At 63.2% G+C, this 12,355-nt stretch carries 15 protein-coding genes; 3 read left to right on the top strand and 12 right to left on the bottom strand.

The genetic code is table 11. The features are described from left to right. Window positions 1–101 precede the first annotated feature (101 nt). From LB553_RS01700 to LB553_RS01680, 6 genes are all read right to left on the bottom strand, one after another. Window positions 102–467 carry a PRC-barrel domain-containing protein gene (locus LB553_RS01700; RefSeq protein ID WP_224509899.1) on the bottom strand — a complete coding sequence of 122 codons (366 nt, stop codon included), beginning with the start codon at window positions 465–467 and terminating at the stop codon, window positions 102–104. Window positions 468–603: 136 nt separating this feature from the next. After that, window positions 604–1,449, bottom strand: a complete 846-nt coding sequence (kdsA, locus tag LB553_RS01695; RefSeq protein ID WP_224509896.1) for a 3-deoxy-8-phosphooctulonate synthase — start codon at window positions 1,447–1,449, stop codon at window positions 604–606. Continuing rightward, window positions 1,446–2,318, bottom strand: coding sequence for a VOC family protein (locus LB553_RS01690; RefSeq protein ID WP_224509893.1), 873 nt, complete (start codon window positions 2,316–2,318; stop codon window positions 1,446–1,448). Before LB553_RS01690 ends, kdsA begins: the two co-directional genes overlap by 4 nt. Before the next feature lie 69 nt (window positions 2,319–2,387). Next, window positions 2,388–2,678: a Dabb family protein gene (locus tag LB553_RS01685; protein ID WP_224509890.1), complete on the bottom strand. Its 291-nt coding sequence runs from the start codon at window positions 2,676–2,678 to the stop codon at window positions 2,388–2,390. A 103-nt stretch (window positions 2,679–2,781) separates the two neighbouring features. Further along, complete coding sequence (locus LB553_RS30415; RefSeq protein ID WP_263483876.1) at window positions 2,782–2,910, bottom strand: hypothetical protein; 129 nt, start codon at window positions 2,908–2,910, stop codon at window positions 2,782–2,784. Window positions 2,911–3,105: 195 nt separating this feature from the next. Continuing rightward, complete coding sequence (locus tag LB553_RS01680) at window positions 3,106–4,371, bottom strand: NAD(P)/FAD-dependent oxidoreductase (protein WP_224509887.1); 1,266 nt, start codon at window positions 4,369–4,371, stop codon at window positions 3,106–3,108. A gap of 174 nt (window positions 4,372–4,545) precedes the next feature. On the opposite strand from LB553_RS01680, the gene LB553_RS01675 reads away from it, so the two are divergent. Then, window positions 4,546–5,199 (top strand): 5-formyltetrahydrofolate cyclo-ligase, encoded by a 654-nt coding sequence (locus tag LB553_RS01675; RefSeq protein ID WP_224509884.1) that lies wholly within the window; start codon window positions 4,546–4,548, stop codon window positions 5,197–5,199. Here LB553_RS01675 and LB553_RS01670 read toward each other — a convergent pair. Next, window positions 5,196–5,669: an Lrp/AsnC family transcriptional regulator gene (locus LB553_RS01670; protein ID WP_040982960.1), complete on the bottom strand. Its 474-nt coding sequence runs from the start codon at window positions 5,667–5,669 to the stop codon at window positions 5,196–5,198. The two genes, LB553_RS01675 and LB553_RS01670, sit on opposite strands and share 4 nt — an antisense overlap. A 204-nt stretch (window positions 5,670–5,873) precedes the next feature. Here LB553_RS01670 and ald point away from each other — a divergent pair, with 204 nt between their 5' ends. Continuing rightward, the gene (ald, locus tag LB553_RS01665; RefSeq protein ID WP_224509881.1) at window positions 5,874–6,989 is read left to right on the top strand and encodes an alanine dehydrogenase; all 1,116 of its coding nucleotides are present in this window, start codon (window positions 5,874–5,876) and stop codon (window positions 6,987–6,989) included. Between the two features lie 418 nt (window positions 6,990–7,407). Here ald and LB553_RS01660 read toward each other — a convergent pair whose 3' ends face one another. The 5 genes from LB553_RS01660 to LB553_RS01640 all read right to left on the bottom strand — a co-directional run bounded on the left by LB553_RS01660 (window position 7,408) and on the right by LB553_RS01640 (window position 11,261). Continuing rightward, window positions 7,408–7,875, bottom strand: coding sequence for a DUF1203 domain-containing protein (locus tag LB553_RS01660; protein ID WP_224509878.1), 468 nt, complete (start codon window positions 7,873–7,875; stop codon window positions 7,408–7,410). A gap of 103 nt (window positions 7,876–7,978) precedes the next feature. Beyond that, entirely contained in the window at window positions 7,979–8,542 is a 564-nt protein-coding gene (locus LB553_RS01655; RefSeq protein WP_224509875.1) for a GNAT family N-acetyltransferase, read from the bottom strand. Beyond that, on the bottom strand, window positions 8,542–9,393 hold the full coding sequence (gene sseA, locus LB553_RS01650) for a 3-mercaptopyruvate sulfurtransferase (protein ID WP_224509872.1): 852 nt from the start codon (window positions 9,391–9,393) through the stop codon (window positions 8,542–8,544). The genes LB553_RS01655 and sseA overlap by 1 nt, the downstream gene beginning before the upstream one ends. Before the next feature lie 90 nt (window positions 9,394–9,483). Then, entirely contained in the window at window positions 9,484–10,227 is a 744-nt protein-coding gene (locus tag LB553_RS01645) for an alanyl-tRNA editing protein (protein WP_224510481.1), read from the bottom strand. Continuing rightward, window positions 10,227–11,261, bottom strand: a complete 1,035-nt coding sequence (locus tag LB553_RS01640) for a cysteine synthase A (protein WP_224509869.1) — start codon at window positions 11,259–11,261, stop codon at window positions 10,227–10,229. The genes LB553_RS01645 and LB553_RS01640 overlap by 1 nt, the downstream gene beginning before the upstream one ends. A 191-nt stretch (window positions 11,262–11,452) precedes the next feature. Here LB553_RS01640 and LB553_RS01635 point away from each other — a divergent pair, with 191 nt between their 5' ends. Beyond that, window positions 11,453–12,301: an SDR family NAD(P)-dependent oxidoreductase gene (locus LB553_RS01635; protein WP_224509866.1), complete on the top strand. Its 849-nt coding sequence runs from the start codon at window positions 11,453–11,455 to the stop codon at window positions 12,299–12,301. Window positions 12,302–12,355: the final 54 nt, after the last annotated feature.

Below are 12,355 nucleotides of genomic sequence, written 5' to 3'. Positions count from 1 at the left end.
CGGCAGAGCTATCGACTCTCAACGCAGCGGAGTAGTTAAACGTCAAAGGCCCCCGGCTTTGTGTCGGGGGCCTTTCGATTTCCAGCTTGCCGATCGTGCGATCAATGCCAATAGGGCTTCACATGGTAATACTGGAATGAAGCATCGCGAGCGGCTTCGCCGTCGGCGCCGGTCAGCTCCTCGATCGAATATGCGGGCGCAGCCTGGAGCTGCTCCTTGGTGAACGGCACGACGTAGCCGCCTTTGTCCTCGTCATAATCGAGCGTCGCCCACGGAATAGCGTGGTACTTCTCGCCCATGCCAAGGAAGCCGCCGAAACCGATCACGGCGAACATGATGCCGTTCGACATCTTGTCCAGCATCACGTCCTCGATGCTGCCGATGCTCTGGCCTTCAGTGTTGTAGACAGACGTGCCGATGACGCGCGAGGCGGCAATGGCTTCGGTATGCCCGGACGGGGTGGTCATGATGGTGCTCCTCTCGTTGAATGCATGCACTGACAATGAGAGGAGCGCGCTAAGGTTCCCGATGATTTGCTCAGCCTTCCGTGAGGTAGCGGTAGCTCCCCACAAGCCGGCGCAAGTTCGAGATCCGTCGCCGGAATCAGTGCCCTTTGGCGATCCGGTCGAAGGCTATGAGCTTTTCCAGCAGCGCCGGCATGTCCTTCAACGGGACCATGTTCGGACCGTCGGAGGATGTCGAATTGTCGGGGTCCTGATGGGTTTCGATGAAAACACCCGCCACGCCCACGGCAACGGCCGCGCGCGCGAGCGTCGCGACGAAGCGCCGTTCGCCGCCGGAGGAGCCGCCCTGCCCGCCCGGCTGCTGCACCGAATGGGTGGCATCGAAGATCACCGGGGCGCCGATCTCGGCCATGACCGGCAGCGCTCGCATGTCCGAAACCAGCGTGTTATAGCCGAACGAGACGCCGCGCTCGGTGGCAAGCACATTCGGGTTGCCGGAGCCGGTGATCTTGGCGACGACATTCTTCATGTCCCAGGGCGCGAGGAACTGGCCCTTCTTCACATTGATGACCTTGCCGGTCCTAGCCGCGGCGACCAGCATGTCGGTCTGGCGCGACAGGAAGGCCGGGATCTGCAGGACATCGACATGGGGCGCTACGATCGCGCATTGCTCCTCGGTGTGGACGTCGGTCAGCACCGGCAGCGAGAACGCCTTGCGCAGATCGTCGAAGATCGGCATCGCCGCATCGAGCCCCGCGCCGCGCGTCGCCGATAGCGAGGTGCGGTTGGCCTTGTCGTAGCTGGTCTTGTAGACGAGGCCGATTCCCAGCCGTTCCGTCAGTTCCTTCAGCGCGCCGGCCATGTCGAAAGCGTGCTGGCGCGATTCAAGCTGGCACGGGCCGGCGATCAGCGACAGCGGCGCATTGTTGGCGAAGACGACCTTGCCGACGGTTACCGATGAATTGGGCGCCAGGGGCTTGCTCATGGGATCTCCCGGAAGATGAAGGCGGCGCCCTGCCCGAGCGCGGGTGGAACCACGATATCACCGCCGCTCATGTTGTGATCGATGGCCCCGGCCGCAAGCGCGCGTAAGGTTGAAGCTTTGTCGCGGACCGAGAAAACAATCGCTTGAAAGCGCAAATGCGGCGAAGGCTCGGCCGCTAGACCGAAGCGCTGCGCGTAGCTTTCGGGCGTGACGATGCTCAGGATCGCATTTGGCAGCCGCACCGCGTTACCGTCCGCCTTTGCGCCTGCGGCGATCGCGACCAGTCCGATCTGCGCGGGCGGCGCGTCGCTGACCGCGATCACTTCGACGATGCCGGTTACGCCATTGGCATGCGCCTGGAGCGCCGTGCGATCGATCTTCGGCGGGTTCACGCGCTCGCAGGCGAAGAGGAAGGCGTCCCTCGCCTGCTTGTCGGCCGCGAAGGCCAGCTTGAAGGACGCCGTGTCGCTCTTTCCGTTCGTATCGGTGAAGGCGCGTGAAAAACCCAGCATGTCGCCGGCCGACAGGCCGGCTTCGACAAAGCGCCTATGGTCGGCATCGGCATTGCCGGTTCCAAGCACGACGGCGGATAAACCCTCCTCGCCCAGTCGTTGGCGATAAAGGCGGTCGCGCGCTACGAAGACATTGCCGGCCGCAATCGCCTGTTCCGTCGCCTGCGCATCTCCCACCGTCAACGGCTCGAGATAGGTGCCGTCGGCGAAAAAGACGCAAGCATTCTCCGTGCCGAAGGGGTGAATGCCTGTGGGCGCGACGACAAAGCCGAGCGAGGTCAGACGCGACCGGACGGCATCGAGGCTCGGTGTCGGCAGCACGAGATGGTCGAGCGGATGGGCGGAGCTTTCGATCATGCCGGCGGGGTGTGCCCCATTCCGGCCGGCTATTCAAGTGCACCGAACCGTTGGCCGCGGCTTTGCCGCTCAGGCAGCGGCCACGACATCCGCAGAATAGCGCAGTTCGCGCAGCGGCTTCACCTTGTTTGTCGTATCCGCGTAAATCGGATGCGCCTTGTAAGCGGCAAGGGCCGCCTCGTCCTCGAACTCGGCATAGACGACCACGTCGATCGCGTTGGAGAACAGATCGACCTTGGTGTTGAGCGTCACCTCGAAATGCTTGGAGTGCGGAATCTTGCCGAGCGCCAGCAGGCCCGAACGCACAGCCTCGACATCTTCCTTGCGCCGCACGCTGAAGAAAACGATGTGCCGGATCAAGCCAGCCTCCCTGAGCTTCGATTCAGCGGCGTTTTTGTGGGAGCCAGGCCCGGGCGTCAACCGGCAACGATGTCGCGCCCGCCGGCGCGCAAACGTCAAGGCCTCACCCAGTAACGAGGCGCGCGATGCGCGACATTTCCCGCACGGTCACATCGAGGTAGTGGCCGTGGTTGTAGAGGCCATCCCAGATCAGAAAGAAGGCGATGGCGGCGATGACGATCACATAACGCATGTCTAAAACTATCGCATGTGGAAGTGCGGAACCAGAGGGGGGAGCGACGGCAGTTTTTCCAGTTCACCGCCTTTGCCTGGCTTTCGGCCAGCAGCGCCTGCGCCCATGAGCGCGAAGTCACGCTCGTGAGGCGACGAAATGAAACCGCGATCGGCCATCAGGCATCTCCTCTGCCGGCAGGCGACGGCCAGGGGATCAACTCTTGTCGTCGTCGCCCTGCGTGATCAGCCGCGCGCTGCGCTGGCCGGTAAGATAAATCCATAGCCAGCTAAGCGAAACCGCGAGGCGGTTGCGGAAGTCGATCAGGAAATAGATGTGCGCTATGCCCCAGAGCCACCAGGCGAGCCAGCCGGTGAGCTTGATCCAGCCGAAATCGATGGCGGCGGCGCGCTTGCCGATCGTCGCCAGGTCGCCGGCATGCCGGTACTGGAAGGGACGCGTCGCCGTGTCGCCGGCAAGTCGCGCCTTGATTGTCGCGGCGACATGCTTGCCCTCCTGCTTCGCGGAAGGCGCCACGCCCGGCACCGGTTTTCCATCCGGCCGCAGCACATGCGCGGTGTCGCCGATGACGAAAATATCTGGATTGCCCGGCACAGTGAGGTCCGGTTCGACCATCACCCTGCCCGCCCGATCGGCCGGCGCTCCCAGCCATTCGGCAGCCGGCGAAGCGGCGACGCCGGCCGCCCAGATAATCGTCCTTGCCGGCAGGCGCTTGTCGCCGAAGACGACGCCTTCGGCATCGAGCTTTGTGACGGGGCGCCCGAGCTCGACGGTGACGCCCAGCCGTTCCAGCGCCTTGCGGGCATAGTCGGAAAGCTGCGGCGCGAAATTGGCCAGGATCCGATCGCCGGCTTCGATCAGCACGACGCGCGCCTGCCGCGTGTCGATATTGCGGAACTCGCCGCGCAACGTGTCATTTGCAAGCTCGACAATGGTGCCGGCGAGCTCGACGCCGGTCGGCCCGCCGCCGACAATGACCAGCGTCAGCAGCGCCTGACGCCTGGCCGGATCGGTTTCGCGCTCGGCCTGCTCGAAGGCGAGCAGGATACGGCGCCGGATCGTCGTGGCATCCTCAAGCGTTTTCAGACCCGGCGCAAACGGCTCCCATTCGTCATGGCCGAAATAGGCGTGGCGCGCGCCGGTGGCGAGCACCAGCGTGTCGTAGGGGATCGAGCTGCCGTCCTCGAGCAGCACGCGCTTGGCGGCGCGATCGATGCCGGTGACATTGCCGAGAAGCGTCGTCACGTCCTTGCGCCTGCGCAGCAGATGACGGATCGGCCAGGCAACCTCCGAGGTCGCCAGCGACGTCGTCGCCACCTGGTAAAGCAGCGGTTGGAAAAGGTGGTGATTGCGCTTGTCGATCATGGTGATGCGCACCGGGGCGCCAGACAATGCGCGGGTAAGTTCGAGCCCGCCGAACCCGGCGCCAACGACCACGACATGATGCTTGGCTTCGCTCATCTCATCCACCTCGCGACGTAAAAGCTACCACACCGAGATGTAAGTATTTTGTGCACTGCAACAACATCTTGCCGGGCAGGAAACATGCCCCAGAGTCGTCGCGTGGCGTCGTGAATGCACATGGAGCGCGCCCCGCCACAGGTATAGCGTGAGACAGCATTACAGGACCCTATCATGGCTGATAATCGCGACGACGGGCCGGCCCAATACGCATCGCCGCCCTGCTTCATGCATGAACTCGACCCGCAATATCGGGAGCCGCTCTCCGACTGGACGGATGTCAGGCGATGGCGCAAGGCCGAGCGCGAGCGGCTTATCAATGCCCGCCTCGCCGTTTCAGCCGACGCACGCGCCGCCATGTCGGCACGCATCGCGGAAGGCATTGACGCGCTGATCGGCGACATAGACGGCCGGATGGTCAGCCTCTATTGGCCGTTTCGCGGCGAGCCGGATCTGCGCGGCTGGATGGCGTCGATCAACGAGCGCGGCGGCCGCACTGCGCTCCCTGTCGTCATCGAGAAGGGACAGCCGCTGGTCTTTCGCGCCTATAGACCGGGCGACCGGCTGGAAAAAGGCGTCTGGAACATTCCGATCCCGGCCGAAGGCGATCCGGTGCTGCCCGACATCGTGATCTCGCCGATCGTCGGCATCGATCCCGGCAGATATCGACTGGGCTATGGCGGCGGCTTCTACGACCGCACGCTGGCCGCGATGCCGTTCAGGCCTCTGGTCATCGGCGTCGGCTACGAATTGCAGCGCATCGCGACCATCTACCCGCAGCCGCACGACATTCCGATGACGACTGTGGTGACGGAGGCCAGCGCCTAAGCCATCTCGGGCCGCAGCCCAACCGCCGTGCGATCGACGATCTCACGCAGCGCGAAGGACGAATTGATCTTGGTCACGTGCGGCATGGCCGACAGCCATTCTTTGTGGATGCGCTCATAGTCGACAAGATCTTTCGCCGCGATGCGAAGGATGTAGTCGTATTCGCCCGACATCAAATGGCAGGAGAGCACATTCGGGCAGCGCTTGATCGCTGCCTCGAAATCCGACAACGTCTTCTCGAATTGGCCCGACAGCGATATGTGCACGATCGCCGTCATCTGGTGGCCGAGCGCGGAATTGGACAGCCGCGCGTGGTAGCCGCGGATGGTTCCGGACTTCTCCAGATTGTCGAGCCTGCGCGAACAAGCCGATTGGGAAAGGCCGACCTTCTCGGCAAGCGCCGCATTGGGGATCCGGCCATCCTTCTGCAAAGTCTCTAGAATGGCGATATCAATCCTGTCGAGCCGCATTTTTCGTGGTTCCTGCGAATTTTCAGCCGTTTTACGCAACGATTATCGAAGAGCGACCATTGCTGCAAGTGCATTCGCAAACACATACGGAACGATTCGTGATTGACTGCCATTACTGCGTGTCCACCTCCGCGTTCGGAGCCGATGGCATGCGCGAGTGACAGGGAGAGCGCCTCTTGAAAAGGCGCGGACAGGAGAAGAAAGATGCGTGTCGGCTGCCCCAAGGAAATCAAGAACCATGAATACCGCGTCGGCATGACGCCCGGCTCGGTCCGCGAATATGTCGCGCATGGCCACGAAGTGCTGGTCGAGACCGGTGCTGGCGCCGGCATCGGTGCCGACGACAACGCCTATCGCGCCGCCGGCGCCACCATCGCCAAGACGGCCGCCGACGTGTTCGCCAAGTCGGACATGATCGTCAAGGTCAAGGAGCCGCAGCCCAACGAATGGGTCCAACTGCGCGACGGCCAGATCCTCTACACTTATCTCCATTTGGCTCCGGATCCGGAGCAGACCAAAGGTCTTCTCGCTTCGGGCATCACCGCGATTGCCTATGAGACCGTGACAGACGATCGCGGCGGCCTGCCGCTGCTCGCGCCGATGTCGGAAGTCGCCGGCCGCCTGTCGATCCAGGCCGGCGCGACGGCGCTGCAGAAGGCTAATGGCGGCCGCGGCGTGCTGCTCGGCGGCGTGCCCGGCGTGCTGCCCGGCAAGGTCACCGTGCTCGGCGGCGGCGTCGTCGGCCTGCACGCGGCCAAGATGGCTGCCGGCCTCGGCGCCGATGTCACCATCATCGACCGCTCGATCCCACGCCTTCGCCAGCTCGACGACATTTTCGGCGGCCGCGTCCATACCCGCTACTCGACCGTCGAAGCGCTGGAAGAAGAATGCTTCTCGGCTGATGTCGTCATCGGCGCCGTGCTGATTCCGGGCGCCGCAGCGCCCAAGCTCGTGACCCGCGAAATGCTTTCCGGCATGAAGAAGGGCTCAGTGCTGGTCGACGTCGCGATCGACCAGGGCGGCTGCTTCGAGACCTCGCATGCCACGACGCATGCCGATCCGACCTATGAGGTCGACGGCGTGATCCATTATTGCGTCGCAAACATGCCCGGCGCCGTGCCGGTCACTTCGGCGCATGCGCTCAACAACGCGACGCTGCACTTTGGCCTGCAGCTCGCCGACAAGGGCCTCAAGGCGCTGGTCGACGACCACCACCTGCGCAACGGCCTCAATGTCCACAAGGGCAAGATCACCAACCGCGCCGTCGCCGAGGCGCTCGGGTACGAGATGGTCGAGCCGAAGGCGGTCCTTGCCGCCTGACATCCGGCTACTTCCTCCTGTCGTGCCCGCCGGGTCATTCCGGCGGGCTTTTTTCGCGTAAGACTTAATCCGTGACCGAATCCGGGCAACAAAAAGCGGAGCAAAAGCCCCGCTTCCTCGATGTCGCGATCTGTCGCCGGTCCATCCGCGGTCGACAATCCTCAACGATCACTGTTTAGCGCAGTAGTACGACGGGAATACGACAGTCTTGGAAGGCGCGGGTTTCATCTTCCCCGGCCATTATGCTCCTTGTGTGAAATGCTTCACATTCGCCCGACAGGAAAGACGCCAAGACACGCGGCGTTACTGGCGGCCTGCTGCTTGCCGAGTCGGACAAGTCCGGCCCGGACAGCGCTTGCCGCAGCTTCTGTCAGACCCTCCAACGGCCCGCCTGACCATCGGCGGGCTTCTTTTTGGATTATGGCCGCTCGATGCGGCATTGATAGCAATTGTTCTGCGCCGACCGGACGTGGATATAGGCGATGTCGTCGCGCTCGAGCAGTGCTGTCGCGCGAGCTGCGATGTCGCCCGTCGGTGTGACCGCGCCGCTGCCGTAGACGATGCGATCGTCCTTGCCGTAGCCCCTGACGATATAGTCGCTGCCTTCTAGCATTTCCGGCAGCGCGTCCCCGTCGGCGGCACGCTTGCATTCGTCGGCATGAAGGAAGATCGGGCCGGTTTCGGCATAGGGCTGCAGTTCCGGAAATGGCCGGTAGGCAACGATCAGATAGCCGTCACCCTCGGCGACGTTCCTGAGGCAATGCCTGCAGGGCACGCCGTCGCCGTCGGAAATGCGGTGCTCCGGGCTGCGGCCATAGGCATCGGGCCCTCCCCGCTGCAAGGCGCGCACGGCTTCGGTCGGCAAGGCTTTGAACTGGATGGTCATGGCAAATCTCCGGTGTCGATCTCCGGAAATTATGCCTTGGTGACACTGCCTCCCACCCGATTCCTGACTGGCGGAACCGTTTCTCACCAGTCCTGGAATCGCTCTAGTCTCGCATGACACTGGCCGAGCGCTCAGCGAAGGTCAGCGGATGCACGACCTCCTTCTTCTGGGCCACCGGCGTGAAGCCGAGCTTCTGGTAAAGCGGCAGAGCCGCCGGATGGTCGAGCGTGCAAGTCTGCACGGTGACGCGCCTTGGCCCATGCGACCAGGCCGCCGAGATCGCGGCGCCAAGGAACCAGCGGCCGATGCCCTGGCCATGCGCATGCTCCATCATGCCGAAATAAGCGAGCTCCACTTCGTCCGGAAGATGCGGCTTGAGGTCGAAGAAGCCGGCGGGAGCGCCGTCGAGATAGAGCACGCGGATATCGCGGTCCTCGCGATGCAAGCCGGCGGCGAGCTCCTCGTCGCTCAGCCTCAGCACATTAACCCAGTGCCATTTGCGCCCGACGCGATCCATCAAATAGCGGTAGAAATGGAGCGGAATATCTTTCGTCTTCAGCAGCGCGATCTGGCGATTGTAGGGGATCGGCGGCGAAACCGCCGGCGCCGCATGCATCTCCAGGAACGTGACCGTGACATCGATATCTTGCAGCGCGCCGTTTTCCATCATTCTTTCCCCGTCACCACCGGTGTGTCGCTGAGACTGCCCCACTCAGTCCAGGACCCATCGTAAAGCCGGTTGTCGGTATGGCCGAGCGTCTCCAGCGCCAGCGTGATCGCCGCCGCCGTGATGCCCGAGCCGCAGGACGTGACAACGGGCTTCGAGAGGTCAATGCCGGCATCCTCGATGACTTTGCGCAGGCGATCCTTCGGCAGCAATTCGCCATTCTCGGCAAGCGCCGTGATCGGGACATTATGCGCACCCGGCATATGGCCCGAACGGACGCCCTGCCGCGGCTCCGGATCGATGCCTGCAAAGCGGCCGGCCGATCGTGCGTCGGCGATCTGGCTCTCTTGGCTGCCGACGATCCTGCGCATCTCGTCGAGACCGACAACCCGGTCCTTGTCGAAATCGGCATAGAAGACACTCGGCGCGATCTTGGTCGGCTCAGCCGTCACCGGCCGCTCCTCGGCCTTCCAGCGGTCAAATCCGCCATTCAGAATGTAGACCTGGAAGACGCCCATGACGCGGAACATCCACCAGGCGCGCGGCGCCGAGAACAGGCCGGGCCCGTCATAGACCACGATGGTGTCGTCGGCCGAAACACCCATGGCGCCGACATATTGAGCGAAGTGCTGCGGCGACGCCAAGGTGTGCGGCAGTGTCGAATCCGGATCGGAAACCGCGTCCTGGTCGAGAAAGCGCGCTCCGGGGATGTGGGTGGCATCGTATTCGGCGCGGGCGTCGCGCTTTTGCGCCGGCAGATACCAGGAGGCGTCGACGATGGTGAGGCCGGGCTCGCCAAGCCGCTTCTGCAGCCAGTCGGCGTCGACGATGAAGGGACTGTCCTGCGCCATTTTGTTCTCCTGCCCCGCCTCGCTTTAGAGCATGATGCCTAAAAGTGTGAAGCGGTTTTCGGGCGACATCATGCTCTATCTCTTCGAGCGTCAGTTCGCCGGCATCGGCCCGAAGCGGATGCGGAAGCGCCGGTTCTCGCGGCCTTTCTTCTCGATCTTGCCGATATGTATGTCGCCGACCTCGCCGGTCGACCTCACATGCGTTCCGCCGCATGGCTGGCTGTCGATCGAGCCGTTGTCGCCGATCAAGACCAGGCGGATCTTGCCGGTGCCGACCGGCGGGCGGACGTTCTTCGATTTGACAAGGCCGGGATTGGCGGCCAGCGCCTCGTCGGTGATCAGTCGAGTGAGGATCGGATGGTCGGCGCGCACCAGCTCCATCAGCCGAGCCGTCACATCCTCCCTGGTGAAGCTGGCGTCGGGAATGTCGAAATCGACGCGGCTGTCGTCCTCCGCGACCGCCGCTCCGGTGATCGGAAACGGACAGACCACGGTCAGCAGGTGGCAGGCGGAGTGCATGCGCATCAGGAGGTGCCGCCGCTCCCAGTCGATCAGAAGCTTCAGCCTTTCGCCGACCGCGGGAAGCGTCTGCCCGGGGGCCGGCACATGGATAATCTCGTCCTTGGTCTCGCCGGTGATGGTGGCTGCGATCGCGATGCGGCCGCCGTCTGCACGTTCGAGCATGCCGGTATCGCCCGGCTGCCCGCCGGACGTTGCATAGAAGATCGTGCGGTCGAGAAGGATGCCGCCACGATCGTTGATGGCGACGACCTCGGCCTCGGCCGTCTTCTGATAGGCGTCGTCGCGAAACAGCGCCTCGGTCTTGTGCGCCATCATGCTACCTTTTCGAACGGCACGGAAATGTTGACTTTCTCTTCCATCCAGCCCGGCACCGGAAGATTCTTGCCGCGCAGGAACTCTGGATTGAAGAGCTTGGACTGGTAGCGCGTGCCGTAGTCGGCAAGGATCGTCACGACGGTGTGGCCGGGTCCGAGCTCTCGCGCCAGCCGGATGGCGCCGGCGATGTTGATGCCGGTCGAGCCGCCGACGCAGAGCCCCTCTTCCTGAATCAGGTCGAAAATGATGGGCAACGCTTCCTCGTCCGGGATCTGGTAGGAGAAGTCCGGCGTGAAGCCTTCGAGATTGGCCGTGATGCGGCCCTGCCCGATGCCCTCGGTGATCGAGTTGCCATCCGATTTCAACTCGCCACTGGTGTAGAAACTGTAGAGCGCGGCGCCGAGCGGATCGGCGAGTGCGATCTTGACGTCCTTGCTCTTGCCCTTGAGGCCGAGCGCGACGCCGGCGAGCGTGCCGCCGGAGCCTACGGCCGAGACAAAGCCATCGACCCTGCCGTCGGTCTGAGCCCAGATCTCCTGGGCCGTCGTGCGGATATGACCGTCGCGGTTGGCGACATTGTCGAACTGATTGGCCCAGATCGCGCCGTTAGGCTCCGAGCGCGCCAGTTGCTCGGCAAGCCGGCCGGACAGTTTTATGTAATTGTTTGGGTTCTTGTAGGGCACGGCGGGCACCTCGATAAGCTCCGCGCCCAGGATCTTGATCACATCCTTCTTTTCCTGGCTCTGCGTGTCGGGGATGACGATGACGGTGCGGTAGCCAAGTGCCTTGGCGACCAACGTCAAACCGATGCCCGTGTTGCCAGCAGTCCCTTCCACGATAAGCCCGCCTGGCTTGAGCAGCCCGCGCTGTTCGGCGTCGCGGATGATGAACAGGCCGGCCCGATCCTTCACCGATTGCCCCGGATTCATGAACTCGGCCTTGCCGAGAATCTCACAGCCGGTCGCCTCCGAAGCCTTGTTGAGTCGGATCAGGGGCGTGTTGCCGATCGCTTCGATGACAGAACGGGGCATGCGGGATTCCTTCATGTGTGCGGCGAGACCCTAAAAACCGGACGCCGCGGTTTCAAGGCAAGATTTTGCCTGGTCCATTCGCATTCCGGATGGTGCAATGCTTGCAATCATTTCAACGCCAGGCGCAAAACCGCTCTTTTCAACTGATTTCTCCGCCGCTAGAGCAAACCGGAACATCCGCAGGACACCCCATGACACTCTACCGGGCCAATCCGAAAGACGGTGTCGCCTGGATCACGGGCGGCAGCAGTGGGCTTGGGCGCGCACTTGCCAAGGATCTCGCCAATCAAGGCTATGCCGTGGCGGTGACGTCGCTGCCAAACGATCCGGCCGAGACGCTGATCGTCGAAACGGCGCAAATGTCGGGACATGTGAGATCCTTTCCCTGCGACGTGACCGACGAGCACGGCATGGCGCGCACGGCCGCCGCGATCGAGGAACAGATGGGGCCGATCGTGCTTGCTGTGTTCAACGCCGGCAACTACATCGCCACGCCCGGCGAGAATCTGGTGGTGCGTGATTTCCACCGCTCCTTCGCCGTGAACTATTTCGGCATCGTCAACGGCGTGGTGCCCGTCGTCGAGCATATGCGCGTGCGCGGGCGCGGCCATGTCGTTCTGGTCGGATCGGTCACCGCCTATTCCGGTTGGCCGACGACGGCGGCCTATGGCGGCACCAAGGCCGCGATCAACATCCTGGCGGAATCGCTGAAATACGACTTCGACAAGATGAACATCCGTGTCCAGGTCATCAATCCGGGATTCATCGACACGCCTTTGACTGAAAAGAACAAGCTGCCGATGCCGGGCCTCATGCCTGTGCACCGCGCGTCGCGTCGCATGGCGCGCGGCATCCGAAAGGGCGGCTTCGAAGTCACCTTCCCGTACCACATAAGCTGGCCGTTGAAGCTGCTCGGCCTGCTGCCGCGGCCGGTTGGCCGCTTAGTCATCGGGCTCACCACCCACTGGTGGGGACGGCCATTGCATTTCGATCGCAGGCTGCCTGGCGACAAAAACCCATCCCGCGACAAGGCGGCATAAGCCGGCGAAACGGCGATTGCCTGCCGGCGGGTACGGCCATAGGTTGAGAATCAT

Origin of the sequence: Mesorhizobium sp. CA8, assembly GCF_020164955.1 — a bacterium.
Taxonomy (GTDB): domain Bacteria; phylum Pseudomonadota; class Alphaproteobacteria; order Rhizobiales; family Rhizobiaceae; genus Mesorhizobium.
This window is presented reverse-complemented; position numbering and strand designations above follow the sequence as displayed.

What these genes read in the sequence shown, in the direction of transcription:
- LB553_RS01700 (WP_224509899.1), bottom strand. Translation starts at nt 467, where the DNA reads ATGACCACCCCGTCCGGGCATACCGAAGCCATTGCCGCCTCGCGCGTC.
- kdsA (WP_224509896.1), bottom strand. Translation starts at nt 1,449, where the DNA reads ATGAGCAAGCCCCTGGCGCCCAATTCATCGGTAACCGTCGGCAAGGTC.
- LB553_RS01690 (WP_224509893.1), bottom strand. Translation starts at nt 2,318, where the DNA reads ATGATCGAAAGCTCCGCCCATCCGCTCGACCATCTCGTGCTGCCGACA.
- LB553_RS30415 (WP_263483876.1), bottom strand. Translation starts at nt 2,910, where the DNA reads ATGCGTTATGTGATCGTCATCGCCGCCATCGCCTTCTTTCTGATCTGG.
- LB553_RS01680 (WP_224509887.1), bottom strand. Translation starts at nt 4,371, where the DNA reads ATGAGCGAAGCCAAGCATCATGTCGTGGTCGTTGGCGCCGGGTTCGGC.
- LB553_RS01675 (WP_224509884.1), top strand. Translation starts at nt 4,546, where the DNA reads ATGGCTGATAATCGCGACGACGGGCCGGCCCAATACGCATCGCCGCCC.
- LB553_RS01670 (WP_040982960.1), bottom strand. Translation starts at nt 5,669, where the DNA reads ATGCGGCTCGACAGGATTGATATCGCCATTCTAGAGACTTTGCAGAAG.
- ald (WP_224509881.1), top strand. Translation starts at nt 5,874, where the DNA reads ATGCGTGTCGGCTGCCCCAAGGAAATCAAGAACCATGAATACCGCGTC.
- LB553_RS01660 (WP_224509878.1), bottom strand. Translation starts at nt 7,875, where the DNA reads ATGACCATCCAGTTCAAAGCCTTGCCGACCGAAGCCGTGCGCGCCTTG.
- LB553_RS01655 (WP_224509875.1), bottom strand. Translation starts at nt 8,542, where the DNA reads ATGGAAAACGGCGCGCTGCAAGATATCGATGTCACGGTCACGTTCCTG.
- sseA (WP_224509872.1), bottom strand. Translation starts at nt 9,393, where the DNA reads ATGGCGCAGGACAGTCCCTTCATCGTCGACGCCGACTGGCTGCAGAAG.
- LB553_RS01645 (WP_224510481.1), bottom strand. Translation starts at nt 10,227, where the DNA reads ATGGCGCACAAGACCGAGGCGCTGTTTCGCGACGACGCCTATCAGAAG.
- LB553_RS01640 (WP_224509869.1), bottom strand. Translation starts at nt 11,261, where the DNA reads ATGCCCCGTTCTGTCATCGAAGCGATCGGCAACACGCCCCTGATCCGA.
- LB553_RS01635 (WP_224509866.1), top strand. Translation starts at nt 11,453, where the DNA reads ATGACACTCTACCGGGCCAATCCGAAAGACGGTGTCGCCTGGATCACG.